The organism is Streptomyces sp. Ag109_O5-10, assembly GCF_900105755.1.
GTDB lineage: Bacteria > Actinomycetota > Actinomycetes > Streptomycetales > Streptomycetaceae > Streptomyces.
In genome coordinates, this window is the sequence record NZ_FNTQ01000001.1 from 8,498,965 (window position 1) to 8,525,220 (window position 26,256).

Genomic DNA, 26,256 nt, shown 5'->3' on the forward strand with positions numbered 1-26,256 from the left:
CGCCGGGTGCTCGCCGGGTGCTCAGGCGAACGCGTTCACGCCGGTCAGCTCCGCCGACAGGTCCCACAGCCGGGCGGCCTGCTCCGGGTCGACGGCCCAGGCCTTGACGCCGGTCGGCTCGCCCTCGGCGGCGGGTTCGGCGACGTCGCAGTCCTCCAGGTACACCCCGCCCAGGTCCGCCAGCTGCGCCGAGGTGGCCGCCCAGGTCTGGGTGGCCGCACCCTGCTCGGGTGTCTTCATGCCCGCGACCTCCAGCAGGTTCCCCCGCTCGTCCGTCCAGCCGCGCTCGACCTTCTCCGCGAGGGGGATGTGCCGCTGGAGCGGGGTCATGATGCCGCCGGGGTGCAGGGCGAAGGCGCGTACGCCCGAGTCCCGGCCCAGCCGGTCGAGGTGCACGGCGAACAGCACGTTGGCGGTCTTGGCCTGGCCGTACGCCTCCCACTTGTCGTAGCCGCGGCGCCACTGGACGTCGTCCCAGCGCATCCCGGAGAAGTGGTGGGCGCGCGAGGAGACCGACACGACCCGGGCGCCGCCGGGCTCGACGGCGGGCCAGAGCCGGTTCACGAGGGCGAAGTGCCCGAGGTGGTTGGTGGCGAACTGGGCTTCCCAGCCGGGTCCGACCCGGGTCTCGGGGCAGGCCATGATCCCGGCGCTGTCGATCATGAAGTCGACGGTCCGCCCGGAGGCCAGGAACCGCTCCGCGAAGCCGCGCACGCTCTCCAGGTCACCGAGGTCGAGTTCGTCCACCTCGACCCCGTCGAGCCCGGTCAGCGCCTGGCGTGCGGTCTCGGCGCGCCGTGCGGGGACGATGACGCGGGCACCGGCCTTGGTGAGGGCCCGGGTGGTCTCCAGCCCGATCCCGGAGTAGCCGCCGGTGACGATCGCGAGCCGGCCGCCGAGGTCGACCCCGGCCAGGACCTCGTCGGCCGTGCTGTCCGCGCCGAAGCCGGAACCGATCTTGTGCTGAGGTGTCGTAGCGCTCATGACCCGAACGCTACGAATTGGAGTGCGCTCGAAGTCAAGCGCGTGCTCCCGGCGCGGCCGGAACGGTCCCGAACAGTCCCGGGCGGTCCCGGACAGGGGGAAGCCCCGGTCGCGACGGGGGATTCGCGGCCGGGGCGGTCAGGTGGTGGGCACGGATGGCGGTCGCCTCTCGGCGAAACGCTCCACAGGGCTTCAGCCGAACGATCGTCCCTGTGGGCAAAAGGTGAGGCCCGGGGACACTGTCCCATCCGCACCCACGGCTGGTTCATCGGACAACCACTCCTGGGTGTTCCGGACCCGCACGTGACGCGTGTCACTCCGGGGCCAGCGGGCTGTCCGCCAGCGAACCGAGCAGGTCGGCGGGGTCGGCGTAGATCTCCTCCGCCCCGGCGGCCACCAGGTCCGAGCGGGGGATCCCGCCGCACAGCACCCCCACACAGCGCACCCCGGCCTTGGTGCCCGCCCGCATGTCCCACACCGTGTCCCCGACGAACACGGCCCGGTCCGCCGGCACCCCGGCCAGCTCCAGGGCGTGCTCCACCGGCTCCGGCGCCGGTTTGCCGTGGGTCACGTCGTCGGCGCTCGCGGTGGCGTCGATCGCGTCGTCGGCGTCGATCGCGCGGCGCAGCGCGGCCAGCTCGGGGCCGCTCGCCGAGGTGGCCAGCACCACCCGCCAGCCGTCCCGGTGCAGGCGCCGCAGCAGCTCGCCGGCGCCCGGCAGCGGGGCGAGCCGGTCGAAGAACTGGCCGTACAGCGCGGTGTGCGCGGCGCTGAGACCGTCGTCCTGGCTCTTGTCGCGATCGTCGCCCAGGAGATGGGCGATCAGGTCGCCCGAGCCGAGCCCGACGGAGTGGTGCACGGCGTTCATGGTGACCTGGTGGCCGGCCTGTCTGAAGGCCTCCCACCAGGTCGTGACGTGCAGGTGGTTGGTGTCGACGAGGGTCCCGTCGACGTCGAACACGGCAGCCCGCTGCATCACTCGGCGCCCCTTCCTGTGGTACGGCCCCATTGCACCCGGGTACCGCGTCAGGCGCCGGTCACGCGTGCCGGGACCCGTCCCTCGCGGGTCCAGGCCAGCAGCTCCTCCGCGGACCAGGTGGTCACCACCCGGTCGGCCGGCACCGCGCACTCCTCGGCCCGGGCGCAGCCGAGGATCTGCCAGTCGAGCTGGCCGGGGGCATGGGCGTCGGTGTCGACCGCGAACAGCACTCCGGCGCCGACGGCCCGGCGCAGCAGCCGGCGGGGCGGGTCGAGCCGCTCGGGGCGGCTGTTGATCTCCACGGCCGTACCGGACTCGGCGCAGGCGGCGAACACCTCGTCCGCGTCGAACTCGGACTCCGGCCGCCCCCGCCCGGTGACCAGGCGGCCCGTGCAGTGACCGAGGACGTCGGCGTGCGGGTCGCGGACGGCGGCCACCATGCGCCGGGTCATCGACCGGGCGTCCATCCGCAGCTTGGAGTGGACCGAGACGACGACCACGTCGAGCCGCTCCAGCAGCTCCGGCTCCTGGTCCAGCGAGCCGTCCTCCAGGATGTCGCACTCGATGCCGGTGAGCAGCCGGAACGGCGCCCAGGAGGCGTTGAGCCGGGCGACCACGGCCAGCTGCTCGCGCAGCCGCTCCGGGGACAGCCCGCGCGCCACGGTGAGCCTGGGGGAGTGGTCGGTGAGCACCGCCCACTCGTGCCCGAGGGCCGCCGCGGTGCGGCCCATCTCCTCGATCGGGCTGCCGCCGTCGGACCAGTCCGAGTGCAGGTGGCAGTCCCCGCGCAGCAGCTCCCGCAACCCCGACCCGGGACCGGCCGCGGGTTTGCCCGTTTCTTCCTCAAGTCTGCGCAAATATCCGGGCAAATCTCCGGCCAGCGCCTCCTGGACCACCTGGGCGGTCTTCGGGCCCACGCCCCGCAGCGACTCCAGGGTCCCGGCCCGCGCCCGCGCGGCCACCTCGTCGGCGGCCAGAGCGGCCAGAACCCTTGCGGCGGTGCGGAACGCGCGGACCCGGTAGGTAGGCGCCAGCGACCGTTCCAGCAGGAAGGCGATGCGTTCCAGCGCCTCGACGGGATCCATGGCCACCTCCACCGCCAGGGTGACTCAGGCCGGTCACTTCCGCCCCAGGGGATCTACCCTCGATTGCATGACCGAGATAGCGAGCCCGTACATCTCCCAGCCGCGGATCCTGGTGCTCGGGGTCATGACCGGCCGGCCCGGCACCCCGCCCTTCCGCATCGTGGAGATCGACGGGGAGGTGGTATGCCAGGCGCGCACCGTCACGGACGTACTGGAGGTGGCCGCGTCCTTCGGGATCCAGGTCCACGACCTGGACGACCCGGACGTGGTCCGCTGGGTGGGCGGGGACAAGTTCACCTGGTCGCCCCGCCCGGCACGCCGCTAGCCGGCGCGCGCCGCGCTCAGCCGACCGTCCACTTCTGGTTGGCGCCGCCCGAGCAGGTCCAGATCTGCAGCCGGGTGCCGTTGGCCGAGTTGTTGCCGGTGACGTCCAGGCACTTGTTCGCCTGTGGATTCACGATGTCGTGCGCCGAGGACACGGCCCACTTCTGGGCGGCTGTGCCGTTGCAGTCGTAGAGCTGGACGGTCGTGCCGTCCGCCGTGCCGCCGCCGGTGACGTCCAGGCACTTGCCCAGCGCGCGAATGGTGCCGTCGCTGCCGACGGTCCACTGCTGGGCGGCGGTGCCGTTGCAGTCGTAGAGGTCGACGGGCGTGCCGTTGGCGGTGTTCGCCCCGGCCACGTCCACGCACTTGCCGGCCAGGCCCTTGATCGGGACCCCGGCGGCGCTGTCACTGGTCGTGACCGACACCGAGTCCACGACCAGCTGCGCCGGGAACGCGGTCGACCCATCCGGGTCGCCCGGCCAGTAGCCGCCCACGGCCAGGTTCAGGATCAGGAAGAACGGCTTGTTGAACGCCCAGGTGTTGCCGCCCACGTCGGCGGGGGTCCGGGTCTCGTAGATGGTGCCGTCGACCGACCACTTGATCGAGTTGGGCGCCCAGTCGACCGCGAAGGTGTGGAAGCCGTCCGCGAAGGCCTGGCCGTTCGGCAGCGAGTAGCCCGCGCCTATCCCGTTCGAGCCGGAATAGCCGGGACCGTGGATGGTGCCGTGCACGGTGGACGGCTCGTAACCGACGTTCTCCATCACGTCGATCTCACCGGAGTTCGGCCAGCCGACCGACCCGATGTCGTTGCCGAGCATCCAGAAGGCCGGCCACATGCCCTGCCCGCGCGGGATCTTCATCCGCGCCTCGACGTGCCCGTACTGGGCGCTGAACTTCCCGGAGGTGTTCATCCGGGCCGAGGTGTACTGGCAGGTGCCGTACCAGCACTGGTAGTTGGCGGGGTTCTCCTTCTTGGCCGTGATGACCAGGTGCCCCTGGCCGTCGAGGGCCGCGTTGTTGGTGCCCGAGGTGTAGTACTCGCGCTCGTGGTTGTTGACGTTGTCGCCGGTCTCCAGCGTCCACTTGGAGGAGTTGACCGGCGAACCGGCGGCCCCGTCGAAGGTGTCGGAGAAGGTCACGGCGGCCGCGCTCGCGTCGGCGGCCTCGGCCCGGTGCGCGGGACCGACCGCGACGGACCCGACCAGGGCGGCGGCGGACAGGGCGGCGAGGAGACATCTGCGGAGCAGTCGTGGCGAGGCCATGGCGCTCCCTTCCGTACGGCGGCCGGGCGCGGGGAGGCGTCCGGCCGGGGTGGGGGGTAAGGGTTACGCCTGTTGATTTAAGGAGTGAGATAAGTAGTGCGTCAATACCTTGGTACGGACCAGTACAGGACGATCTGATGGCTGGACCAGGACGCCCGCACGGCCGTCACGCCTTGCGCCTGCGGGCGTGCACCGCGCGACCGAGCCGGCGGCCCAGCAGCACCCAACCCACCAGCGCTCCCGTGGTGTTGAGGATGACGTCGTCCACGTCGAAGGCCCGGCCGGTGACCAGCGCGCCCTGCGCCAGCTCCACCAGCAGCATCACGATCGCGGTGAGCAGCAGCACCCGGAGCACACTCCGGGCGCGGGGCGCGAGCACCGGCACGAGGACCCCGAACGGGACGCCGAGCAGGATGTTGCCGCCGATCTGCTTCACCGCGTCACGGAACGCGGGCTGGTCCAGATAGATCCTGAGGGTGGCGCCGGGGTGCAGATTGGTGTGCGCGATCGACACCGACGCGGGGGACGGATCGAGCGTCAGCTTGGCCAGGACGACCGCGAACGCCACCATCACGACGAAGGCGCACATCATGGCCAGCAGGCGCAGGGGGAGGGGGAGCGGACGGCGCTCGTCGGCGCCGGCCTTGGCGGAGGCTTTGGCGGAAGACTTGCCCGGTGCCTTTCCCGGGGCGGTCTTCCTGCCGAAGCCGCGGGCCCAGCCGACGGCGCCCTTGCTCCCCGTGGTGCCCCTCCCGGCCGCGCCGCTCCTCTTGCCGGTGGCCGCCGGTTTCGCGGTGCCGCCCTTCTCCGTGGTGGCCCCCGCCGCGGGGCGACGGGCCTTCACCAGGCCCGCGGCCCTGGCGAACAGCCCGGCGCTCCTGCCGGGGCTTCTTCCCTTGTCCGACCCCTCGATCGGGTCGCGCTTGGCGGTACGCAGGCGCGAGGTGGCGCTGGCCATCCGGTCCTCCACTCGTGAACTTGGCGGCGTGCTAGCGCTGTTACCCGCGAAGCGCCCCAAGATGCCCGCCTCCCGGCGGAGCCCGAAGGCACACCGCCGGTTTCCGTCCACGCTCCCCGGGTACTCCGGCAGCGTTCCCGCGTGCCGCCGCTCCGGCCGCCCGGAGCGATGCTTGGATAACGGAAGCGGCGAAGCGGACATCTCGCCGCGCGACGGCTCGAGGAGGCGGCGAATGACCAGGCGTACGGCGCTCGTCGCCGCGGTCGAGCTGCTGGCGTGGTGGGTCGTACTGGCCCTGCTCTGGCTGGTTTTCATCAGCACCGTCGACACCCTGGAGCGGGTCGTCGGCGCGAGCGCGGCGGCCGTCGGCGCCCTGCTGGCCCGCGCCGGACGGCGGGCGGTGAGCTGGCGGTGAACGGCTGGATCCTCGCGGCGACCGTACTGCTGGCCGCGGGCGGGGGCGCGGCCCTGTGGGGCGTGGCCACCGGCCCGCTGAGCCGCCGCGTGATCGCCCAGAACCTCTCCACCACGGCGGTCTGCCCCAGCCTGCTGCTCCTCGCCCAGGGCTACGGCCGCCCCTCCTACGTCGATCTCGCGCTGCTGCTGGCCCTGCTGGGCCCGGTCGGCACCCTGGTCTTCGCCCGGCTGCTCGCCGACGACCTGGCGGGTGAGCGTCCCGCCGCCTGGGGGCTGACCTGGACGGCGGCCGGGGTCGGCGCCGTCGTCGTGCTCGTGCTGTGCGCGGTCGCCGGACCCGGCCGGGCGATGGTGAAGCTCCTGGTGATCGGGGCCCTGCTGATCGGTGGGAACGTGGTCGCCTCCCGGGCGCTGTCGGGCGGCTTCCGGGAGGTGCGCGGTGGCTGACGCGGTGATCGTCATCGCGCTGCTGCTGACCGCGGCCTCGGCGACCGCGGCCGTGGCGACCCGCGACCCGGCCCGTCAGGCCCTGGTGCTCGCCGTCCTCGGGCTGCTGCTCGGCGTGGTGTTCACCGTGCTCCAGGCCCCCGACGTCGGTCTGTCGCAGCTCGCGGTCGGCTCGGTGCTCACCCCGCTGCTGATCATGCTGTCGGTCCGCAAGGTGAAGCGGCGCGGAAATCAGGACGACAAGTGAGCCGGCGGCTGAGGCTCTGGCTCCTGGCCGTCGGCGGCGCGGGACTCGGCACGCTGCTGGTCGCCGCCTGTCTCGACCTGCCCGCGTTCGGCCGGCGCGGCCACCCGTACGGCGAACGCGCGGTGCGCGCCTCCCTCACCCGGCACACCGCCAACGTCATCTCCTCCGTCAACTTCGACCAGCGGGCCTACGACACCCTCGGCGAGATGAGCATCCTGTTCGCCGCCGTCCTCGGCTGCGTGGTCCTGCTGCGCCAGGCCCGGGACGAGCACCGCGCCGCCCCGCTTCCCGCCGAAGTCGCCCGGCCGGTACGCCGCTACGCCCTCCTGGTGGTGCCCGTCGCCCTGGTCACAGGCCTGTACGTGATCGCGCACGGCCAGCTCAGCCCCGGCGGCGGCTTCCAGGGCGGGGTCGTCGCCGCGACCGCCCTGCACCTGCTGTACCTCGGCGCCGACTACCGCGCCCTGGAACGCGTCCGCCCGATCGGCGTCTTCGAGGTCACCGACTCCCTCGCCGCCTGCTCCTTCGTGGTGCTGGGCCTCGCCGGGGTGCTGGCCGGCACCGCCTTCCTCGCCAACACCCTCCTGCCGTACGGCACGTTCAACACGCTGTCCTCCGGCGGACTGGTCCCCCTGCTGAACGCGGCCATCGGCATGGAGGTGGCGAGCGCGGTCGTCGTCCTGCTCGCCCGCTTCCTCGACCAGGCCGTCGAGATCGAGGAGGAGAACGGGAGTTGAGCCCCGCCGTGCTGCACGTCTTCCCCTACCTGGTGGCCGTCTGGATCTTCCTGACGGGCTGTTACGGCCTCGCCACCAGCCGGAACCTGATCCACGCCGTCGGCTGCCTCGCCGTCTGCCAGTCGTCGACGTACGTCCTGCTGCTCGCGGTCGGCTACCGCGACGGCGGCACCGCACCCGTCTTCTCCGACCTCAGGCCCGGCGCCCGGCCGCTCGTCGACCCCGTGGTGCAGGCCCTCGCCCTCACCGACGTGGTGGTCGGCGCGACCGTCACCGCGCTGCTGCTGGCGCTGGTCCTGCAGATCGCCAAGCGGCACGGCACCGTCGATCCCGACGAACTGACGGAGCTGCGCGGCTGATGCACCACCTGCTGCCCCTGCTCGTGGCCGTCCCGGTGCTCGGCGCCACCCTGCTGGTGGCCGGCGGCCGCCGGCTGCCCCGGCTCGCGGCCGAGAGCTTCGCCTGCGCGGTCTGTGCGGCGACCTGTGCCCTCGCCCTGGTCCTGCTGCTGAACTCCGCCCCGCCGCTGACCGAGTGGGCGGGCGGCTGGCGGCCGGTCGGCGGCGAGAGCGTCGGGATCGTACTGACCGGCGACGGACCGGCCCTCGGCATGGCCACCCTGGTCTCCCTGCTGACGCTGGCCGCCCTGGCCTATTCCTGGCGCTACTTCGCGGAGCCGCCGACCCGGCACGCGGGGTCGTTCCCGGCGCTGATGCTGGTCTTCCAGGCCGGGATGTGCGGGTTCGCGATCGCGGGCGACCTGTTCAACGCCTTCGTGTTCTTCGAGCTGATGAGCGTCGTCGCCTACGCGCTGACCGGTTACCGCATCGACGAGGCGCGGGCCGTCCAGGGCGCGCTCACCTTCGGCGTGGTCAACTCCCTGGGTGCGTACGCCATGCTGACGGGCATCGGCCTGCTCTACGCCCGCACCGGCGAACTGTCGATGTCGAAGATCGGCCGCGGTCTGGACGCGCACGGCCGCCCGGACGCCCTGGTCCTCGCCGCCTTCGTCCTGGTGCTCACCGCGCTGCTGGTCAAGGCGGCCGCCGCCCCCTTCCACTTCTGGCTCCCCGACGCCCACGCGGTGGCCCCCACCCCGGTGTGCATGCTGCTGTCCGGGGTCATGGTCGAACTCGGCGCCTACGGCGTCTGGCGGGTGTACGGCACGGTCTTCGCCGGGCCCGGGGGCATCCCGGCGGCCGACCTGGAGCGGGCGCTGGTCGTCCTCGGGGTGGGCACGGCCGCGCTCGGCGCCTTCATGTGCTGGCACCAGCGGCACATCAAGCGGCTGCTCGCCTTCTCCACGGTCGCGCACACCGGCCTGTTCCTCGTCGGCCTGGACGTCCTCTCTCCCGAGGGGGATGCCGGTATCGCCCTGTACCTCCTCGGGCATGCCGGGGTGAAGGCGGCCCTCTTCGCCTGTGCGGGCATCCTCCTGGACCGTTACGGCAACGTCGACGAACGTGCCCTGCACGGCCGGGCCCGGGAACTGCGCACGGTGGGCGTGCTGTTCGGGCTCGGCGGGCTGGCGCTCGCGGGGCTGCCGCCGTTCGGCACCGGGCTCGGCAAGTCGGTCGCCGAGGAGGCGGTGGGCGGCCCGCTGACGGTGCTGTACGTCGTTGTGTCGGCGGTGACGGCGGGCGCGGTGCTGCGCGTCGCGGCGCGGGTCTTCCTCGGCCTCGGGGACAGGCCACCGCGGGGTGACGCCTACGAGACCACCGGGTCCGGGGAGGAACCGGAGACCGAGGGCCGGCTCTCCCGGATCCCGGACACGATGACCGTCGTCCCCGCGGTGCTGCTGGCCGGGGCCCTCGCCGTCGGCCTCGCACCGGGCTTCGCCGGGGTGGTGGCGCGGGCCGTTGCCCGGGCCGGTTCCGGTGGTGCCCCGGCCGGCGCGCACTGGACGGCGGCCGGGGTCCTGCTGGGCTGTCTCTCCACCCTCCTGGCCCTCGGCCTGGCCGCCCTCGCGGTCACCCGGCCCGGCCTGGTCGCCGCCAGAGGCGGGGCGCTGCCGGTGCGCCGCCTGCAGTCCGGGCACGTCGGGGACTACGTGGCCTGGCTGCTGGTCGGCGCCGCCGCGCTCGGTGCGCTGGCGGCGCCGGGGGTGCTGGGCGGCTGATCGACCGGCCGGTCGCCGGGCTGTTCATCCGGCGCCGGTCGGCCTTCTCGCGCGGTGCCGGTCAGACCGTCCCGTAGGACACGTGCACCTCCGTGAAGCCGAGGGAGTGCAGCAGGCCCTCCAGCATGCCGGTGGTGTTGGTCTCGGCGCGGGTGGTCAGCCCGCTGCTCTTGGCCGCGTCCGAGATGTGCTTCACCGCGAGCTTCTGCACCGCCTGTTCGCTGTTCGGGTTGTCCGAGAACAGGTCGCCGAGCCGGTCCAGCAGACCGCGCTGCTTGGAGACGGCGTACGAGTGGTCGGCGTCCAGGGTGGCCTTGCCCAGCTGCGCGTGCGGCAGCCGGATGGTGGCCTCGGTCCGGTCGGCGTTGACCGTCACGTCCCTCTGGGCGATCTTGCCGAGGTCGACGTAGGAGTCGACGGTGCCCGCGCCCACGTACAGGGTGCGGGTGCCGCGGATCGCGCTGGGCAGGTACTTGGCGTCCTTCTCCAGGTCCACGACGACCTGGAAGTTGCCGGAGGCCGCGTCGTAACGGCTCATGTCCTGGATGGACTTGAGCAGCGCCGGGCCGGTGTTGTCGCGGGTCTCCGTGCCGAACAGGTCCTTGATCCCGGGCAGCACCGCCAGTTTGATCCCGGCGAACAGCACCACGAGCACCAGCACCAGCGCGGTGACCAGTTTCGCCCAGCCGGGCATGCGCCGGGGCCGGGCCGTGACGGGAGCCTCCTGAGTGGAGCTCGCCTTGCTCTCCTTGGTGGAACTCGCCATGTGACGGTCCTCCTTTCCAACGAGACCAATGCCCGCCAACGGCCGTGCCAGACCGCGTTGTCGGCTGATTGAGACAGCTGGGTCAGGACTGATACACGCGGTGCCGAAACGTGCCCGACGGCCACCCGCGCCGTCGCGTCGCGGAAGACCGGTCAGGGCCGCCCGGCCAGTTCCGCGATGCGGCGGGCGGAGGCCGTGCCCGGGTCCGCGGTGACCAGGACGACCTCCTGGTCGTCCTCCGGTACCAGCAGGACGTCGCAGTTCAGGTGCAGCCGCCCCAGTTCCGGATGGTCGAGGACCTTGGTGCGGTGGCCGGGGGCGTGTACCGGATGGGTCGCCCAGATCCGCCGGAACTCCGCGCTGCCGGTGCGCAGGTCGTCCAGCAGGGCGGCGAGTTGCGCGTCGTGCGGATAGCGCTCGGCGGCCCGCCGCAGCCGGGCCACCACGACGTGCCCGGACTCCTCGGCACCGGAGCTCTCGTACATGCGCCCCTGGCCGAGGAAGCGCCGCCGCGCCACGTTGGTCGTGCCGTGTCCGAGGTCGCCGCCGAACAACAGCTGGGCGAGGGGGTTCCAGGCCACCAGGCCGTAGGCCGCGTCGGTGACGATCGCGGCGGTGTCCGGAAGCCGATCCAGCAGGTGGCCGACGTGCGGTCGCACCCGCCGTACCGCCGCGGTGCCGGGCGGCGGTGCACCGGAGCCGGCCAGCCGGAAGAGGTGGCTGCGCTCGGCGGGGGCCAGCCGCAGCGCCTCGGCCAGGGCGTCCAGGACGCGCGGGGAGGGCCGGGGGCCGCGTGCCTGTTCCAGGCGGATGTAGTAGTCGACCGACATGTGCGCCAGCTCGGCGACCTCCTCGCGGCGCAGCCCCGGAGTGCGGCGGTCGGCGCCGGGTGGCAGCCCCACCGTCTGCGGGCGCAGCCCCGCCCGGCGCTCGCGCAGGAAGCGGGCCAGTTCCTGCCTCGGCATGCCGTCGTCGCCTCCTCGGTCCGCCTGGTACAGACGGTCCCTGGCAGGGCGGACGCGGCCGGGGGACCGTGGCTGTCATGAACGATCGCACAGCACTCGTCACCGGTGCCAACACGGGCATCGGCTTCCATGTCGCCAGACTGCTGGCCGAGGAGGGCTTCCACGTCCACGTCGGTTCCCGGGACGCCGAGCGCGGTGAGCGGGCCGTGGCGGAGATCGGCGCGCACGCGCGGCTGCTGGTCCTGGACGTCACGGACCCCGCCGGCGTGGCACGGGCCGCCGCCTCCGTCGGCCGCCTCGACGTCCTGGTCAACAACGCGGGGATCCAGCCGGTGACGGGTAGCCCCTCGGAGACCGGCGTCGAGGACTTCCGGCGGACGTACGAGACGAACGTCTTCGGTGTCCTCGCGGTCACCAACGCCTTCCTGCCCGCCCTGCGCCGTTCCGCCCACCCGCGCGTCGTGAACGTCTCCAGCGGTACCGCGTCCCTCGCCTGGAGCACCGGGCCCAATCCGCAGTTCGCCCACGGCAGCCCCCGGTCCGCCGCCTACCGCTCCGCCAAGACCGCGCTGAACGCGCTGACCGTCCTGTACGCCCAGGAGCTGGCCGAGGCCGGGATCAAGGTGAACGCCCTGGCCCCCGGGCGGCGGGCCACCGGCCTGGTGCCCGGTGCGGCCGTCGGGGGCGGCGATCCGGCCGAGGGCGCGCGCGGGGCCGTACGGCTGGCGCTGCTGCCCGACGACGGTCCCACCGGCGGGTTCTTCTCCTGGGACGGCACACCCGTGCCGTGGTGAGAGCGGCACGGTCCGTAGCATGAGCCCGTAGCCCGTATGGATCATGCGAGGAGCGGATCGTGCGAGACATCGCCGTCTTCAGCGGCAGCGCCCACCCCGAGCTGGCCGAGGAGGTCTGCGCGCACCTCGGGGTGCCGCTCAGCCCGACGCGGGTCAGCCGGTTCGCGAACGACTGCCTGGAGGTGCAGCTCCAGGCCAACTGCCGGGAGCGGGACGTCTTCCTGATCCAGCCGCTGGTCCGGCCGGTGCAGGAGCACCTGGTGGAGCTGCTGCTGATGTGCGACGCGGCCCGCGGTGCCTCCGCGGGCCGGATCACCGTCGTCATGCCGCACTACTCCTACGCCCGCTCCGACAAGAAGGACGCCCCGCGCATCTCGCTCGGCGGCCGCCTGGTCGCCGACCTGCTGGTGGCCGCCGGCGCGAGCAGGGTCCTCGCCATGACCCTGCACGCCCCTCAGGTGCACGGCTTCTTCTCGGTGCCGGTCGACCACCTGCACGCGCTGCGCGAGCTGGCGGCGCACTTCCGGCGGTACGACCTGTCGCGCACCACCGTCGTCTCGCCCGACCTCGGCAACGCCAAGGAGGCCGCCGCCTTCGCCCGGCTGATCGGCGCCCAGGTGGCGGCCGGTGCCAAGCAGCGCTACCCGGACGACCGGGTCACCATCAGCTCGGTGATCGGCGAGGTGGCCGGCCGGGATGTCATCGTGCTCGACGACGAGATCGCCAAGGGCAGCACGGTCGTCGAACTCCTGGAAAAGATCAGGGAGCTGGGTCCGCCGCGGTCGATCCGGATCGCCTGCACCCACGGGCTGTTCGCGGCCGGGGCGCTCAAGCGGCTCAGCGAGCAGCCCGACGTGCTCGAGATCGTCTGCACCAACACCGTGCCGGTACCGGCCGAGGAGCACACCGACAAGCTGCGGATCCTGTCCATCGCCCCGGCACTTGCGGAGGCCGTACGCCGTATTCACAACGGTGAGTCCGTGAGCGCCCTGTTCGACGAGCCGCGCAACCTCTAGACAGGAAGGAGGAGTTGTAGCGCTGCACCGCGCTCGGCGACACCGAGGCGAACGGGAGGCCCCCAGTGGCGAAGGCCAGGTTCGAGCGGACGAAACCACATGTGAACATCGGCACCATCGGGCACATCGACCACGGCAAGACGACCCTCACCGCGGCCATCACCAAGGTGCTGCACGACAAGTTCCCCCAGCTCAACCCGTTCACGCCGTTCGACCAGATCGACAAGGCGCCGGAGGAGCGGCAGCGCGGCATCACCATCTCCATCGCGCACGTCGAGTACCAGACCGAGCGCCGGCACTACGCGCACGTCGACTGCCCCGGCCACGCCGACTACATCAAGAACATGATCACCGGGGCCGCCCAGATGGACGGGGCGATCCTGGTGGTCGCCGCCACCGACGGGCCGATGCCGCAGACCAAGGAACACGTGCTGCTGGCCCGCCAGGTGGGGGTGCCGTACATCGTCGTCGCGCTCAACAAGACCGACATGGTCGACGACGAGGAGATCCTGGAGCTGGTGGAACTCGAGGTGCGCGAACTGCTCACCGAGTACGAGTTCCCCGGCGACGACGTCCCGGTGGTCCGGGTCTCCGCGCTCCGGGCCCTGGACGGGGACCCGCGGTGGACGACGGCCCTGCTCGAACTCCTCGATGCCGTCGACGAGTTCGTGCCGGAGCCGGTGCGGGACGTGGACCGGCCGTTCCTGATGCCGATCGAGGACGTCTTCACCATCACCGGCCGCGGGACCGTCGTCACCGGCCGGATCGAGCGCGGGGTGCTGCGGGTCAACAGCGAGGTCGAGATCATCGGCATCCACCCGCAGAAGACGCGGACCACGGTCACCGGCGTCGAGATGTTCCGGAAACTGCTCGACGAGGGCCGGGCCGGGGAGAACGTCGGGCTGCTGCTGCGCGGGATCAAGCGGGACGACGTCGAGCGCGGTCAGGTCGTCATCAGGCCCGGATCGGTCACCCCGCACACGGAGTTCGAGGCCCGTGCCTACATCCTCTCCAAGGACGAGGGTGGCCGGCACACCCCGTTCTTCCAGAACTACCGCCCCCAGTTCTACTTCCGCACCACCGACGTGACCGGCGTCGTGACCCTTCCCCCGGGCACCGAGATGGTGATGCCGGGCGACAACACCACCGTGCGCGTGCAGCTGATCCAGCCGATCGCGATGGAGGAGGGCCTGAAGTTCGCGATCCGTGAGGGCGGGCGGACCGTCGGCGCCGGTCAGGTGACCAGGATCCTCAAGTGACCACGGTGACCACGGTGACGACGGTGACGACGGTGACGACGGTGACCACGGTGGCCGCGGACTCGCGGGGGAGCACGGTGACAACGGTGTCATAAGGTGCCGGATGTGGCCTCGGGCCGGCCCAGGGCCGCGTCCAGCGTCGGCCTGGGCGGCAGCAGCCGCGACAGACCGGTCACCTTCAGCACCCGCAGGGTCAGCGGGTGGGCGCAGACCAGCTGGAGCTGTCCGCCGCGCTCCAGCACCCGGCTGCGCGCCCGGTACAGCAGCCGCAGCCCCGAGCAGTCGAAGAACTCGACGGGCAGCAGGTCGATCACCACCTGGGCGTGCTCCTGGGCGGTCACCCGGTCCAGATGGGGCGCGATCTCCGTCGCCGCCACGATGTCGATCTCGCCCCGCAGCTCCAGCACCGTGTGGCCGCGGTCCTGGTGGACGCGCAGGTGCCGGGTGAGCGGCGCGGCATCCTGCCGGGGTTCCTGGCGCACGACGACATCCCCTCCCACCCCTGCCGGTTCAATTCCGGTCCCCGCCCTGCAAGTTACCCTCGATGGAGGGAATTTGAGCATGTTCGATTGACATATGTCTGCTGCTTCGGCTCGCTATTTTCTGTGGCGTGCGCGACAGCCGGGGAACGGGCACGTGAGAGCCCGGGTGCCCGGTCAGGACAGCGCGTGCCACGCCTTGCCCAGCGCCTGGCGGAACTGCTCCTCCTGGTGTGCGGTGAGCTCGCGGACCGCCCGCGCGCACCGGGTCGCCGCGCGTCTCCAGGCCGGGATCGTCTGGGTCAACGACTGGGCGCTGCTCGACCCCGCCGTCCCCTTCGGCGGCGTCAAGGCCTCCGGCTTCGGCCGCGAGTACGGCCCCGAGGCGCTCGCCGCCTACACCAAGGTCAAGTCCGTCGTCGTCTCCCTCGACTGAGCCCCACGGACCAGGAGTTCCCACGATGACCCTCACCACCCGAGCCGCCGTGGTCGAGTCCGGCGGTGCCCCCTTCACCCTCCGCGACGTCCAGCTCGACGAGCCGGGACCGTACGAGGCGCTCGTCCGGATGGTGGCCACCGGTCTGTGCCACACCGACCTCGCCGCGGCGAGCGGCGGACTGCCCTTCCCGCTGCCCGGAGTCCTGGGCCACGAGGGCGCCGGCGTCGTCGAGGCCGTCGGCTCCGCCGTCACCGGCGTGGCCCCCGGCGACCACGTCGTACTGTCCTTCACCTCCTGCGGCACCTGCCGCAACTGCCGCGGCGGCCACCCCGCCTACTGCACCACCTGGCTGCCGCTCAACCTGATCGGCGGCCGGCGCGCCGACGGCACCGCCACCGTCAGCCGGGACGGTGAGCCGCTCGGCGGCCACTTCTTCGGCCAGTCCTCCTTCGCCGAACGGGCGCTGGTGGACGAGCGCAGCCTGGTCGAGATCGACCCGGACGTGCCGCTGGAGACGGTCGCACCGCTCGGCTGCGGGGTGCAGACCGGGGCCGGCGCCGTGTGGAACGTTTTGCGGCCGGTCCCCGGCAGCACGGTCGCCGTCCTGGGTGCCGGAGCGGTCGGCCTCTCGGCCGTCATGGCCGCCGCCCTCACCCCCGCCACCACGATCGTCGCCGTCGACCGGGTGCCCGAACGCCTGGAGCTGGCACGGGAGGTGGGCGCCACCCACACCGTCGACGCGACCCGGGAGGACGTGCCCGCCGCCCTTCGCCGTATCTCGGACGGCGCGGGCGCCGACGGCATCGTGGAGACCACCGGCAACGTCGGCGTCCTCCGGCAGGGCGCCGACGCGCTGGCCGCCCGCGGCACCCTGGTGGTCGTCGGCGCCCCGCCCTTCGGCACCGAAGTCCCGTTGGACGTCAACGGGCTGCTGTCCGGCAAGCGGATCGTCGGTCTCACCCTCGGCGACAGCGAGACCCAGGCCTTCATCCCGGCCCTGGTCCGGCTGGTCCGCGAGGGACGGCTGCCGCTGCACCGGCTGATCAGCACCTACCCGTTCGCCGACATCGACCGGGCCGTGCGGGACATGAGCACGGGCAAGGCGGTCAAGCCCGTGCTCACCTTCTGACCCGCGGTCAGTCCACGACCAGGACCAGCTTCCCGGTGGTCCGGCCGGTGCCGCCCAGCTCGTGCGCCTTGGCGGCATCGGCCAGCGGGAAGGTCCCCGCGACGGTCGCCCGCAGCTTCCCCGCCTCCACCAGCTCCGCGACCGCCCGCATCCCGGCCCGGTCGGCGTCCACCAGCATCCGCACCGCCCGCACGCCCAGCCGCTCGGCCTCCTCGTACAGCGCGGGCGAGCCCACCGGCAGGATCGACACCAGGATCCCGCCTTGGCGCAGCACCCGCAGCGAGGCCGTCGAGGTGTCGCCGCCGACCGTGTCGAGGACGACGTCGACGTCCCGCACCACCTCGGTGACGTCCACGGACCGGTAGTCGACCGGCTCGTCCACGCCGATCTCCCGCAGGAAGTCGTGCTTGCCGGCGCTGGCCGTGCCGATCACGTACGCGCCACGCGCCTTGGCGATCTGTACCGCCACGTGCCCCACCCCGCCGGCCGCCGCGTGGACCAGCACCCGCTGCCCCGGCCGGACGTCGGCGTTCTCCACCAGCGCCTGCCAGGCGGTCAGGGACACCAGCGGCAGCGCGCCCGCCTGGACGTGGTCGATCACGGTGGGCTTCGGCACCAGGGCCCGGGCCGGGACGATCGCGTACTCGGCGTGCGTGCCGTGCCCGAACGGGTAGGGCGCCATGCCGAAGACCTCGTCACCGGGCTTGAAGGCGGCGACCCCGATCCCGGTCTCCTCGACGATTCCGGAGACGTCCCAGCCGAGCACGAACGGCGGCTTGCCCAGGAAGCCTCCGTTCTCCCGGTGCTTCCAGTCGGTCGGGTTGAGGCCGGCGGCCCGTACCCGGACCAGCACCTCGTTGGGACGCGGCTTCGGCCGCGCCGTCTCGATCACCTTGAGGACCTCGGGGCCGCCGAGTACGTCCTGGCTGATCGCGTGCATCGTGTTCATGTCGTTCATGGTCACCCAGCCTGCCGGGACGCGCCCGGCGGGAAAATGGCACGATGGCCAAGCTTCGATGGAATCGTGCCAGCCCGGCCGTCGCGCTTCCCGCGGCGTGAACGTTCCGGCCCGCTCCGCCGTCGAAGGACGGCAACGGCGGTGAGCGGCAGGGGTGGGCATGCGCAGAGGTCTGGCGGCGGCGACGGTACTGGTGGCGGCCGCGGCGGTGGGGTGCGACGGTGCGAGCGGACCGGACGTCGTGGTGGAGGGGACGCCGCCCGCGACGCCGTACCGCGGGCCGCTGGACCTCCCCGCGAGGGAGGCCGACGCGAGCACGGCGCCGGCGCTGCGCACCGCCTCGGGCGCGGCCGGACGTGCGCTGGAGTGCGACGGGGAGACCTACTGGGGCAGCGGGCCCGACGGCTGGAGCAAGAGTGACGGCGGCGACTCGCCCGAGGACGGTCTGCGGCTCTTCTTCGACATGTTCGACCCGGAGGTGCCGCGCGCCGGCTACCGCGTGGAGCGCCGGGAAGCGGACCGGGTTCTTTACTCCTACGACGTCGGCGGGCGCACGAAGGTGGCCGTCGTGGTCGCCAGGGACCAGCGGGGCAGACCCGGCTGGGGTCCGGAGACCAGCGCCTCCTGCGATCCCTCGGAGCTTCCGGCGGGCGTGACGTCGGGGCCGGGGTGGCCCGAGATCTGGACCGACACCCAGGGCCGCCGGGTACCGGTCTCGAGGATCACGAGCTCCGCCGGTGCCGAGCACTGCGGCTGGCAGTCCGCGCACTTCCTGACGGTCGGCGGCAGGACCTACGTCCGCGATCCCCACGGCGTGTTCGCCCAGGACTCCGTACTCGGCGGACGCTACGACAGTGACACCGCGATGCCCGCCGACGCGCACGACACCGGATACCGTCTGCGTGCCTGGCGGCTGTGGCTGACGGACGACGGGGACACGGCGTACGTCCGCACCGCGCAGGGCGTGGAGGCCTGGCCGAAGGAGCGGCGCGGGTTCGCCTGCGACTGACCGGTCAGCGGCTCATGTGCAGGGCGACCAGCAACTGCCAGACCTGGTCGGCGACGTCGTCGGGGCCGGCGTCCAGCAGGCCGTGCAGCCAGTCGGCCAGTACCCCGGCGAAGGTGGCGGCCACCGCCGAGGCCACCAGCGGGGCGTCGGCCGCGCCCACCAGCTCCCGCTCGGCCAGGCTGCGCGCCCGCAGGTCGCGGTGGAGGACTCTGCCCAGCGGGCCCCCGCCGCCCGGCGCGAGCAGCTCCCGGTACAGCGCCCCGTGCGGGACGAGGCCGGCGAAGAACTCCCGCAGCGCCGGCGGCGCGTGCACCGGGTCCGGCCGGCCGCGCCAGGCGTGCAGCGCGTCGACGGCCTCCCGCACGACGTCCGCGCAGGCGTCGACCGCCAGCGCCTCCAGGCCGTCGTAGTGGACGTAGAAGGTGGCCCGGCCCACCCCCGCCCGGCGCACCACCGTGGCCACGGCGGCCTCGGCGAGCGGTCGTTCGGCGCACTCCGCCAGGAGGGCGGCCCGCAGCCGCGCCCGGGTGCGGGCGGCCCGCGGGTCCTGCGCCGCCGGGCGGCCGGTCATCGGGCGGCCAGGACGGCGGCCAGGGCGAGCGCGCCGGGCAGTGCCTGCGCGAACAGGATCCGCCGGTTGGCGGTGACCGCGCCGTACACCCCCGCCACCACCACGCACGACAGGAAGAACACCTGGGCCCGGAAGCCGGTCGGGTCGGCCGCGACCAGCCCCCAGACCAGGCCGGCCGCCAGGAATCCGTTGTAGAGGCCCTGGTTGGCGGCGAGCGGCGCGGTCCGCCCCGCCAGCTCCGCGTCGAAGCCGTGGAACCGCATCCCGGGGCCCTTCTGCCACAGGAACATCTCCATCACCAGGATGTACGCGTGCAGCGCGGCCACCAGTCCGACCAGCACGTTCGCCAGGATTTCCATGATCGTGAGCCCTCCCCTTTTCTTGGACGGTCGTCCACTATAGCTGGGCAGGTGTCCAGGAGTGCTCGGGTTCCGTTCTGGCCCGGAATGTGGGCCGCGCGTCGGGAAGTCGCGGTCGGGAATAGGTATTTGTTGATTTGCCGCCAACTGGCGGAGCGTGACGGAACCCTCACCTCCTCTGCTCACCGAGGTTGATCCTTTCGGGTTCAAACCCGATAAGCTCCCTTCCGTCACAGCGAGTTGACGCACCCGAGGGTGGGTCCGTCCCGCCGTGCGTGCTCGTGAGTGCGGCCTTCGCACACCGACCCTGTTCGCTGTTGTTCGATCGTGTTGCTTCGAGGGATGCAGATGGAACTCGCCACTCCGCCGCCGGCGGCGCGGGCCCCTGTCGCCTGGTACAGCTGGTGGCTGATGCCGCTGGCCTTAGGAGGAGGGACGGTCGCCGCCACGTTCATGAGCTCGGAGCGAATAACCGCGGCCGTCGCCGGCGCCGCGGCCACCGTCGCGAGCTCGGTGTGTGTACGCCTGCTGATCCGCTCGCAGCGCCAACTGCGCAGCGCGGAAGGGACGTTCCGCAGCTCGCAGGCGGAGCACTCCCAGCAGTGGCAGCAGCACGTCTCGGGCCTGGAGCGCAAGTTCTCCGCCGAGCGCGCCACGCTGGAGAGCCGGATCAACGAGCAGTCCGCCGCGTTCGACGTCCAGCTCACCGAGCAGAACGCCGCGTTCGAGGCCCGGCTCGCCGACCGGACCGCCCACTACGACGCCCAACTGGCCGAGCAGGCCCGGGCGTACGAGGAGCGGCTCGCCGACCAGCTGAAGTCCTCCGAGGCGCAGCTCGCCGACCAGGCCGAGGTCTGGCAGGAGCAGGTCGCGCACCAGCGGGCCGCGATCTCCCGGCTCGCCGACGAGCAACTGCCCGACGCGCTGAACCGGCTGCGGGCGGGCGACGCCATCGACGACCTGCTGCCCGTCACCGAGCAGTGCGCCAAGGTCGACAAGGACCTCCAGGCCGACCTGCGGCGCATCCTGCGCACCTCGCTGATCGGCGTGGAGGAGGAGTTCAACCGCTCCACCTCCGCCGAGCAGGCCGTGATCAGCATCGGCAACCGCATCCACGTCCTGACCAGCAAGCTGCGCGGCCGGCTGCACGAGATGCAGGGCGAGCACGGCCGGCTGCCCGCCGTGGCCCGCGGCCTGATGGAGCTCGACCAGGAACTCGGTCCCGCCGACTCGCTCGCCGCCAGTATCGGTGTGCTCGGCGGTTCGGACCGCCCGGGCCGCCAGTGGCAGGAGCCCCAGCGCCTGCTCAGCGTGGTGCGCGGCGGCATCGGCCGGATCAAGGACTTCCACCGCGTCGAGGTCCGGCACCTGCCCGAACTCGGCGTCGACGGCGGTCTGGTGGACCACCTCACCCTGATCTTCTCCCACCTGCTGGACAACGCGGCCCGCTACTCGCCGCCCACCGAACCGGTCGTCGTCTCCGGCAAGGAGGTGCCCAACGGCGTCGGCATCGAGATCCAGGACTCCGGCAAGGGCCTGAGCGAGGAGAAGAAGCGCGAGGCCGAGCACTCGCTGGCCGGCACCGAGGCCGGACCCGGTATCGGAGGCATCTCCGAGGACGCCAACATCGGCCTGCGGGTGGTCGGCATCCTCGCCCGCCGCTACGGCATCCGGGTCACCTTCGCGGACTCGCCCTGGCTCGGCACCTCGGTGGTCGTCGTGGTCCCGCACAAGTTCTTCAGCCCGCTGCCCGCGGCCACCGCCGCTCCGGCCCCCGTGGCGGCCGCCCCCGCCGCCACGTCCCCGGTACAGGCGCACGGCCCGGTCGCCGTCGAAACCGTCACCCAGCCGGAGTCCGGCGAGGCCCTGGACACCACCCCGGGCGGTCTGCCCCGGCGGCGCAGCCGGCGCCGCGACGAGGAGCAGCCCGAGGAGCGCACCGCCCGCACGGAGCGCACCGAGGGCACCGCGTTCCCCGCGGTCCCGCCCGAGGAGTCCTTCGCCGGTCTGGCCGCCTTCGCCACCGCGGGCCGCGCGCCCGCCGCGGGCGAGGAAGCGGACAGCGAGGCCGAGTTGACCGGAGACGTAGACGACGCGGCACCCGCGACCCCGGCCGGCGCCGATGACGCCGCCGCCGGAAGCGAGTCCGCCGAGCACCGCACTGAAGAGAGCGACTAGTCCACATGACGCAACAGGGAACCGACGTGAGCTGGGCGCTCCGTGATCTGGTGGAGAGCATCCCGGAGATCCGTTTCGCCCTCGTGGCCTCCAGCGACGGCAAGGCCATCACCTCCTTTGGCGCCGAGGACCCCGACGACGTTGACCGTTTCGCGGCCGTGGTGGCCGGGCTGCAGGCCCTGGCCCAGCCGGTCGCCGAGCAGTTCCCCAAGTACGCGGGGCAGCTGCGGCTGGCGATGATCGAGGTCGACGGCGGTCACCTCTTCGTCGTACGGGCCGGTGTGGAGACGTATCTCGGGGTCCTCGCCCGCGAAGGACTCGACCAGGGGCTGCTCGGCCATCAGATGCGGGACCTGTCCCGGCGGATGGGTGAGCTGCTCGGCACCTCTCCGCGCCTGGAGGAGCACTCTGGATGAGTGCTCCCCGCCGACCGTCGGATCCGTCCGGTCTCGAACGCTATTACGTCCTCACCGGGGGACGCAGCGGGCCGGGCGGGTCGGCGTCGAGCCTCGACGTGGCGACCCTCGTCGTCTCCCGGACCGCCCCCGTCCAGGGGATGCAGCACGAGTACGAGGAGATAGTCCGGCGCTGCCGTGATCCGCTGTCGGTGGCCGAACTCACCGCCCATCTCGGATTGCCCTTCAACATTCTCGCGGTGCTGTTGGCGGATCTGCTGGACGCAGGCCGTATTGAAGCCCGTGATCCCATTCCGGCGCACCACGCCGGACGCGGGCCTGACCTCGCGCTCCTCCAGGAGGTACTCAGTGGACTTGAAAGGCTTTGACCATCCCGGCGACCCCGGTGCCGGGGGGACCCGCTCGGTCAAGGTGATGATCGCCGGGGGGTTCGGCACCGGGAAGACCACCATGGTCCGCTCCGTCAGCGACATCAGGCCGCTCACCACCGAGGAGACACTCACCCAGGCCACCGTCGGCGTCGACAACCTCATCGGCGTCGCGGACAAGGCCGAGACCACGGTCAGCCTCGACTTCGGCAAGATCAGCATCAACGACAACCTGATGCTGTACCTGTTCGGCACCCCCGGGCAGGAACGGTTCTGGTTCCTGTGGAACGGCCTGTTCAAGGGCGCGCTCGGGGCCATCGTCCTGGTGGACACGCGCCGGCTGGCCTCCAGCTTCCGCGCCATCGAGGAGATGGAGCGGCAGAACGTGCCCTTCGTCATCGCGCTGAACGTCTTCCCGGACTGCAAGGAACATCCCATCGAGGAGATCAGGGACGCCCTCGACATCTCCCCGCACACCCCGATCGTGGCCTGCGACGCCCGGGACCGGGCATCCAGCCGTGACGTACTGATCGCCCTGATACGTCATTTGAAGGAACGCTCCGCCGTCGTACTGGAGCCCCGATGAACGACCAGAGCCCCGGCAGCCCCGACGCCCCCCGCGGCTGCCCGGTCGCGCACGGCTCTCCCGACCTGACCCGGTTGTACGGGCCCGAGGCGGCGACCGACCCGTCCGGCATCTACGAACGGCTGCGCAAGGAGCACGGATCGGTCGCTCCGGTGCTGCTGGAGGGCGACATCCACGCCTGGCTGGTGCTGGGCTACCGGGACGGCCGGCGGGTGCTCGACAATCCCCGCCAGTTCGCCCGGGACGCGCGGATCTGGCGGGACTGGCAGGAGGGCCGGGTCGCGGAGAACCATCCGCTGGTTCCGATGGTCGCCTGGCGCCCCGACTGCGTGTCCCAGGACGGCGAGGCACACCGCCGGCTGCGCGGCGCCGTCAACGACGGGCTCCAGGCCGCCGTGAGCCGCGGCATCCGGCGGCATGCCACGTACTTCGCGAACAAGCAGATCGACGCGTTCGCCGACACGGGCCACGCCGACCTGGTGGCGGACTACGCCGGCTACCTGCCGATGCTGATCCTCGCCCGCGTCCTGGGCCTCACCGAGGCGGAGGGCCGCCGGCTCGTCGAGTCCAACGCCATGGTGTTCCGGGGCGGCGAGGACGCGATCCTGCACGACGGCATCATCAAGGACATCCTCGGCGCACTCGTCGACCGCAAGCGGGCCGAGCCCGGCTCCGACTTCACCACCGGCCTGCTGGAGCATCACGCGGCCCTCGACCACGACGAGGTCGTGAGCCACCTGCGCCTGGTGCTGATGGCCGGGCACAGCACGACCAGCAACCTGCTGGCCCGGGTGCTGCAGCTCGTCCTCACGGACCCCGCGCGACTCTCCGGCCTGACCAGCGGTCAGGTGACCATCACCGCGCTGGTGGAGGAGGTCATGTGGAACTCCCCGCCGCTGTCGGTCCTGCCGGGCCGCTTCGCCGTCAGCGACGTGGAACTCGGCGGGCACCGCATCCAGGAGGGCGACCTGCTCGTCCTCGGTCTCGCACCCGGCAACCTCGACCCCGAGATCCGGCCCGACCCGGACGTCTCGGTGCAGGGCAACGAGTCGCATCTGGCCTTCAGCGCCGGCCCGCACGAGTGCCCCGGGCAGAGCATCGGGCTGTCCATCATCCAGATCGCGGTGGACGTCCTGCTGTACCGGCTGCCGGGCCTGCGCCTGGCCGTGCCGGCGGAGGAGCTCACCTCGACCGCGTCCACCTGGATGTCCGTGCTGGACAGCCTGCCGGTCGAGTTCGCGGTGTAGACACGGACGCACCGTTGCCCGGTCGGGTCACCCGACCGGGCAACAGGCGTTGCGGCGTCAGCCGTCGAGCCAGTCGCCCGCGACGTCCGTGGGGCGGTAGCCCGTGGCGTTCCACAGGAAATGCGGGTGCGCGCAGCCGAACATGTAGGCGAGCAGTGCGGTGTCCTCCCGTCCGGTCAGCGGGTCGTGCAGGGCGTGGAACCTTTCGGATCCCACCGCACCGGCGTCCTGCTGGACCTGACGAGCGCGGTCGGGGGACGGCGCGGCGCCGGATGCCTCCACGGCGGCGACGTAGGTGCGGCGCAGGATCTCCCAGGCGTTGTCGGTGTCGCCGTGCCAAGGGCCGTGCACCGCCTCGAAGGCATGGAGCTCCGCGTCGAAGAGGGGCCACGCCGCCGGGTGCTGGACCCGGCAGCGAGCGGACAGTTCGGCGGTCCGGGGGCTCAGTTCCGGCACCGTGGGCCGGGGGGCGATGGTGAGGGTCGTGCCGTGGGTGAGGATGCCGGCGCACGGGTTGGGCTGCAGGTCGCACAGCGGGCACCCGTCGGCCGGGGGGAGGCCCTCGGTGATGCCGTCGAACCACAGGGCGTGCCGTCCCGTGAGCCCCATCCAGACGACGGTGGTGGTCAGCAGCCAGGTGTTCCACATCGGGCGATGCGCCTCGGGTGTGCAGCCGTACTTGACGAGGGCTATCGCGCAGGCGGCGTAGAAGGCCTTGGTGTGGGCGGGCATCTCGGCGAGCCAGAAGTTGCTGATCTCGCCGGTGAGGGCGTCGGCCCGGACGTCGGCCATGTCGTCGATGACGCGGCACAGCAGCAGGGAGGCGAGGTTCTCCTCCTGCCACAGTTCGGTGTCGGGCGCGACGTGCCAGAACAGGCAGTCCAGCATCTGCAGGACCGAGTAGGAGCTGTGGCCCAGGGGGTTGGTCTGGGGGAGCGTGACCCTGCCGGCGTCGTGCTGGCGGAGCCAGTACTCGTCGACGGATCGCTTGTGGGCCGCGAAGAGCCCGGAGACCAGGGCTCGTGCGCTGTTGGTGCTGAAGCTCTCGGCCAGGCGGTCTTCGACGTGCTGGGTGAGGCGCGTGGTGTCGATGGTGTCGATCACGCGCTTGTACTCGTGGAAGACGAGGATGTCGTCCTCGAAGCGGTTGCGGTGGCCGAGGTCGTGCTCCAGGTCGTTCATCTGACGGGTCCAGGACCAGCCACCGGTCAGGACGCTGTCGAGCTCCCGGCGGTACGGCCAGGTCTTGACGGCGAGGGGCCGGCCGGCGCTCTGCCGCCAGCGGTAGTCGTCCAGCGTGCGCGCGGGGGGTGTGGGCAGCCGACGGCACAACGGGCAGGAACAGGGGGCCGCCTGTTCCGCCACGCGCGGCGGGGCCAGTGCCCGGCTCCGCCAGGCCCCTTCCAGCATCGCGCAGGTCAGCCGGCAGATCTCGGTGTCGGTGCCGACTTCGGGGAAGGCCGCCTCGATCATGCGCAGGCTGGTGTCGAGGTGCCGCAACCTGGCACGGCCCTCCTCGTCGGGCGGGAGGAACTCGCGCGGCGCCTGGTGGAGGGCTCCCGCCAGATGCAGCGTGGTGCCCGAGTGGCCGGGACCCAGCGCTTCCAGCCGCCGCTGAGCGGCGTTTCGGAAGTTCCGGTACTGATCCGTGCTCCCGTTCGCGCGTTTCACGAAGAGGTCGGCGAGAGCGGTCCCCGCCTCCGTGGGCCGGAACTGGGCGTTTGACCGCGCCGGGAGCAGGCTTTCGGGGGACGCCTTCGGAACAGCACCCGCGCCTCGGGAATTCACAGCGATCTCCTTCGAGTAGTGGTCATGACAACGGAATCGGCCGACGGCGGTCGTCGGCAGCCGGGTCCGGGAAGGGGGCGGCCCCTCCCGTGACGGCCTCGCCGGGCAGCCGGGCAGCCGGACAGCCCGGCTCCGCGACCGGCTCCGGCCGCTGCTGCGAAGGACCGCGCGGGGCAGCGACCGCCGCGTCGGGCCCGGGAGGACGGAGCGCGGCGCTCGTGCGCGACGGCGCGGCGGACGCGTCCTCGGCGCCGCCGGGCCTTCCGTGAACGGCCTGCGTGCGCCGGAGCGTTGCGGCCGCACGACGAGGACCTGGGGCGTGGCCTCAGCTCTGTTGCTGTGGCCACGCCCCAGGTCCGTGTCCCGGAGC

The 26,256-nt window shown here is 72.3% G+C and carries 29 protein-coding genes and 1 pseudogene; 18 read left to right on the forward strand and 12 right to left on the reverse strand.

Annotated features, from left to right (window positions below; all coding sequences use genetic code 11):
• Positions 1–21 precede the first annotated feature (21 nt).
• The 3 genes from BLW82_RS38720 to BLW82_RS38730 all read right to left on the reverse strand — a co-directional run bounded on the left by BLW82_RS38720 (position 22) and on the right by BLW82_RS38730 (position 3,048).
• Positions 22–984, reverse strand: a complete 963-nt coding sequence (locus BLW82_RS38720; RefSeq protein WP_093506556.1) for an SDR family NAD(P)-dependent oxidoreductase — start codon at positions 982–984, stop codon at positions 22–24.
• A 313-nt stretch (positions 985–1,297) separates the two neighbouring features.
• Entirely contained in the window at positions 1,298–1,960 is a 663-nt protein-coding gene (locus BLW82_RS38725) for an HAD family hydrolase (protein WP_093506558.1), read from the reverse strand.
• A 50-nt stretch (positions 1,961–2,010) separates the two neighbouring features.
• Positions 2,011–3,048, reverse strand: a complete 1,038-nt coding sequence (locus BLW82_RS38730) for a PHP domain-containing protein (RefSeq protein ID WP_093508501.1) — start codon at positions 3,046–3,048, stop codon at positions 2,011–2,013.
• Between the two features lie 67 nt (positions 3,049–3,115).
• Here BLW82_RS38730 and BLW82_RS38735 point away from each other — a divergent pair, with 67 nt between their 5' ends.
• Positions 3,116–3,373 (forward strand): hypothetical protein, encoded by a 258-nt coding sequence (locus BLW82_RS38735; RefSeq protein WP_093506560.1) that lies wholly within the window; start codon positions 3,116–3,118, stop codon positions 3,371–3,373.
• A gap of 16 nt (positions 3,374–3,389) precedes the next feature.
• Here BLW82_RS38735 and BLW82_RS38740 read toward each other — a convergent pair whose 3' ends face one another.
• Together BLW82_RS38740 and BLW82_RS46400 are read right to left on the reverse strand one after the other, a co-directional pair.
• Positions 3,390–4,634 (reverse strand): glycoside hydrolase family 16 protein, encoded by a 1,245-nt coding sequence (locus BLW82_RS38740; protein ID WP_093506562.1) that lies wholly within the window; start codon positions 4,632–4,634, stop codon positions 3,390–3,392.
• Positions 4,635–4,800: 166 nt separating this feature from the next.
• Positions 4,801–5,592 carry a VanZ family protein gene (locus BLW82_RS46400; protein WP_371131447.1) on the reverse strand — a complete coding sequence of 264 codons (792 nt, stop codon included), beginning with the start codon at positions 5,590–5,592 and terminating at the stop codon, positions 4,801–4,803.
• Between the two features lie 232 nt (positions 5,593–5,824).
• Between BLW82_RS46400 and BLW82_RS38750 the strand changes: the two genes are divergently transcribed.
• From BLW82_RS38750 to BLW82_RS38775, 6 genes are read left to right on the forward strand one after another with little or no spacing between them, the layout of a single operon-like run.
• Positions 5,825–6,007: a hypothetical protein gene (locus tag BLW82_RS38750; RefSeq protein WP_093506564.1), complete on the forward strand. Its 183-nt coding sequence runs from the start codon at positions 5,825–5,827 to the stop codon at positions 6,005–6,007.
• Positions 6,004–6,456, forward strand: coding sequence for an MrpF/PhaF family protein (locus BLW82_RS38755; RefSeq protein WP_093506566.1), 453 nt, complete (start codon positions 6,004–6,006; stop codon positions 6,454–6,456). Before BLW82_RS38750 ends, BLW82_RS38755 begins: the two co-directional genes overlap by 4 nt.
• Positions 6,449–6,703 carry a Na(+)/H(+) antiporter subunit B gene (locus tag BLW82_RS38760; RefSeq protein WP_093506568.1) on the forward strand — a complete coding sequence of 85 codons (255 nt, stop codon included), beginning with the start codon at positions 6,449–6,451 and terminating at the stop codon, positions 6,701–6,703. The genes BLW82_RS38755 and BLW82_RS38760 overlap by 8 nt, the downstream gene beginning before the upstream one ends.
• Complete coding sequence (locus BLW82_RS38765) at positions 6,700–7,440, forward strand: MnhB domain-containing protein (protein WP_093506570.1); 741 nt, start codon at positions 6,700–6,702, stop codon at positions 7,438–7,440. The genes BLW82_RS38760 and BLW82_RS38765 overlap by 4 nt, the downstream gene beginning before the upstream one ends.
• An 8-nt stretch (positions 7,441–7,448) precedes the next feature.
• Positions 7,449–7,799, forward strand: a complete 351-nt coding sequence (locus tag BLW82_RS38770; RefSeq protein ID WP_093506572.1) for a sodium:proton antiporter — start codon at positions 7,449–7,451, stop codon at positions 7,797–7,799.
• Entirely contained in the window at positions 7,799–9,559 is a 1,761-nt protein-coding gene (locus BLW82_RS38775; protein WP_093506574.1) for a complex I subunit 5 family protein, read from the forward strand. The genes BLW82_RS38770 and BLW82_RS38775 overlap by 1 nt, the downstream gene beginning before the upstream one ends.
• A 61-nt stretch (positions 9,560–9,620) precedes the next feature.
• Here the strand turns inward: BLW82_RS38775 and BLW82_RS38780 are convergent, their stop codons facing one another.
• Together BLW82_RS38780 and BLW82_RS38785 are read right to left on the reverse strand one after the other, a co-directional pair.
• Positions 9,621–10,253, reverse strand: coding sequence for a DUF4230 domain-containing protein (locus tag BLW82_RS38780; RefSeq protein WP_256216261.1), 633 nt, complete (start codon positions 10,251–10,253; stop codon positions 9,621–9,623).
• A 224-nt stretch (positions 10,254–10,477) separates the two neighbouring features.
• The gene (locus BLW82_RS38785) at positions 10,478–11,290 is read right to left on the reverse strand and encodes a helix-turn-helix transcriptional regulator (protein ID WP_093506578.1); all 813 of its coding nucleotides are present in this window, start codon (positions 11,288–11,290) and stop codon (positions 10,478–10,480) included.
• Between the two features lie 77 nt (positions 11,291–11,367).
• Between BLW82_RS38785 and BLW82_RS38790 the strand changes: the two genes are divergently transcribed.
• From BLW82_RS38790 to tuf, 3 genes are all read left to right on the forward strand, one after another.
• Positions 11,368–12,084, forward strand: coding sequence for an SDR family oxidoreductase (locus tag BLW82_RS38790; protein WP_093506580.1), 717 nt, complete (start codon positions 11,368–11,370; stop codon positions 12,082–12,084).
• Positions 12,085–12,143: 59 nt separating this feature from the next.
• Positions 12,144–13,100 (forward strand): ribose-phosphate diphosphokinase, encoded by a 957-nt coding sequence (locus tag BLW82_RS38795; RefSeq protein ID WP_093506582.1) that lies wholly within the window; start codon positions 12,144–12,146, stop codon positions 13,098–13,100.
• Between the two features lie 65 nt (positions 13,101–13,165).
• Entirely contained in the window at positions 13,166–14,359 is a 1,194-nt protein-coding gene (tuf, locus tag BLW82_RS38800) for an elongation factor Tu (protein ID WP_093506583.1), read from the forward strand.
• Positions 14,360–14,448: 89 nt separating this feature from the next.
• On the opposite strand, the gene BLW82_RS38805 is transcribed toward tuf, so the two are convergent.
• Entirely contained in the window at positions 14,449–14,841 is a 393-nt protein-coding gene (locus tag BLW82_RS38805; RefSeq protein WP_256216098.1) for an anti-sigma factor antagonist, read from the reverse strand.
• 250 nt (positions 14,842–15,091) lie between these two features.
• Between BLW82_RS38805 and BLW82_RS38810 the strand changes: the two are divergent.
• A pseudogene (locus BLW82_RS38810) lies at positions 15,092–15,274 on the forward strand (aldehyde dehydrogenase family protein); the annotation flags it as partial.
• 25 nt (positions 15,275–15,299) lie between these two features.
• On the forward strand, positions 15,300–16,406 hold the full coding sequence (locus tag BLW82_RS38815) for an NAD(P)-dependent alcohol dehydrogenase (RefSeq protein WP_093506587.1): 1,107 nt from the start codon (positions 15,300–15,302) through the stop codon (positions 16,404–16,406).
• Positions 16,407–16,413: 7 nt separating this feature from the next.
• Here BLW82_RS38815 and BLW82_RS38820 read toward each other — a convergent pair whose 3' ends face one another.
• Positions 16,414–17,364: an NADP-dependent oxidoreductase gene (locus BLW82_RS38820; protein ID WP_177233207.1), complete on the reverse strand. Its 951-nt coding sequence runs from the start codon at positions 17,362–17,364 to the stop codon at positions 16,414–16,416.
• Positions 17,365–17,524: 160 nt separating this feature from the next.
• Between BLW82_RS38820 and BLW82_RS38825 the strand changes: the two genes are divergently transcribed.
• Complete coding sequence (locus tag BLW82_RS38825; protein WP_093506591.1) at positions 17,525–18,373, forward strand: hypothetical protein; 849 nt, start codon at positions 17,525–17,527, stop codon at positions 18,371–18,373.
• A 4-nt stretch (positions 18,374–18,377) separates the two neighbouring features.
• Here BLW82_RS38825 and BLW82_RS38830 read toward each other — a convergent pair whose 3' ends face one another.
• Complete coding sequence (locus BLW82_RS38830) at positions 18,378–18,944, reverse strand: TetR/AcrR family transcriptional regulator (RefSeq protein WP_093506593.1); 567 nt, start codon at positions 18,942–18,944, stop codon at positions 18,378–18,380.
• The gene (locus BLW82_RS38835; RefSeq protein ID WP_093506595.1) at positions 18,941–19,303 is read right to left on the reverse strand and encodes a DUF1304 domain-containing protein; all 363 of its coding nucleotides are present in this window, start codon (positions 19,301–19,303) and stop codon (positions 18,941–18,943) included. Before BLW82_RS38835 ends, BLW82_RS38830 begins: the two co-directional genes overlap by 4 nt.
• Before the next feature lie 348 nt (positions 19,304–19,651).
• Between BLW82_RS38835 and BLW82_RS38840 the strand changes: the two genes are divergently transcribed.
• From BLW82_RS38840 to BLW82_RS38860, 5 genes are read left to right on the forward strand one after another with little or no spacing between them, the layout of a single operon-like run.
• Positions 19,652–21,481 carry a sensor histidine kinase gene (locus BLW82_RS38840; RefSeq protein ID WP_093506597.1) on the forward strand — a complete coding sequence of 610 codons (1,830 nt, stop codon included), beginning with the start codon at positions 19,652–19,654 and terminating at the stop codon, positions 21,479–21,481.
• Between the two features lie 5 nt (positions 21,482–21,486).
• Positions 21,487–21,897 (forward strand): roadblock/LC7 domain-containing protein, encoded by a 411-nt coding sequence (locus BLW82_RS38845; RefSeq protein WP_046733906.1) that lies wholly within the window; start codon positions 21,487–21,489, stop codon positions 21,895–21,897.
• Positions 21,894–22,265 (forward strand): DUF742 domain-containing protein, encoded by a 372-nt coding sequence (locus tag BLW82_RS38850; RefSeq protein WP_093506599.1) that lies wholly within the window; start codon positions 21,894–21,896, stop codon positions 22,263–22,265. Before BLW82_RS38845 ends, BLW82_RS38850 begins: the two co-directional genes overlap by 4 nt.
• On the forward strand, positions 22,246–22,851 hold the full coding sequence (locus BLW82_RS38855) for a GTP-binding protein (RefSeq protein ID WP_093506601.1): 606 nt from the start codon (positions 22,246–22,248) through the stop codon (positions 22,849–22,851). Before BLW82_RS38850 ends, BLW82_RS38855 begins: the two co-directional genes overlap by 20 nt.
• Entirely contained in the window at positions 22,848–24,098 is a 1,251-nt protein-coding gene (locus tag BLW82_RS38860) for a cytochrome P450 (protein ID WP_093506603.1), read from the forward strand. The genes BLW82_RS38855 and BLW82_RS38860 overlap by 4 nt, the downstream gene beginning before the upstream one ends.
• Before the next feature lie 57 nt (positions 24,099–24,155).
• Here BLW82_RS38860 and BLW82_RS38865 read toward each other — a convergent pair whose 3' ends face one another.
• Positions 24,156–25,886, reverse strand: a complete 1,731-nt coding sequence (locus tag BLW82_RS38865) for a hypothetical protein (RefSeq protein ID WP_256216099.1) — start codon at positions 25,884–25,886, stop codon at positions 24,156–24,158.
• Between the last annotated feature and the right edge of the window lie 370 nt (positions 25,887–26,256).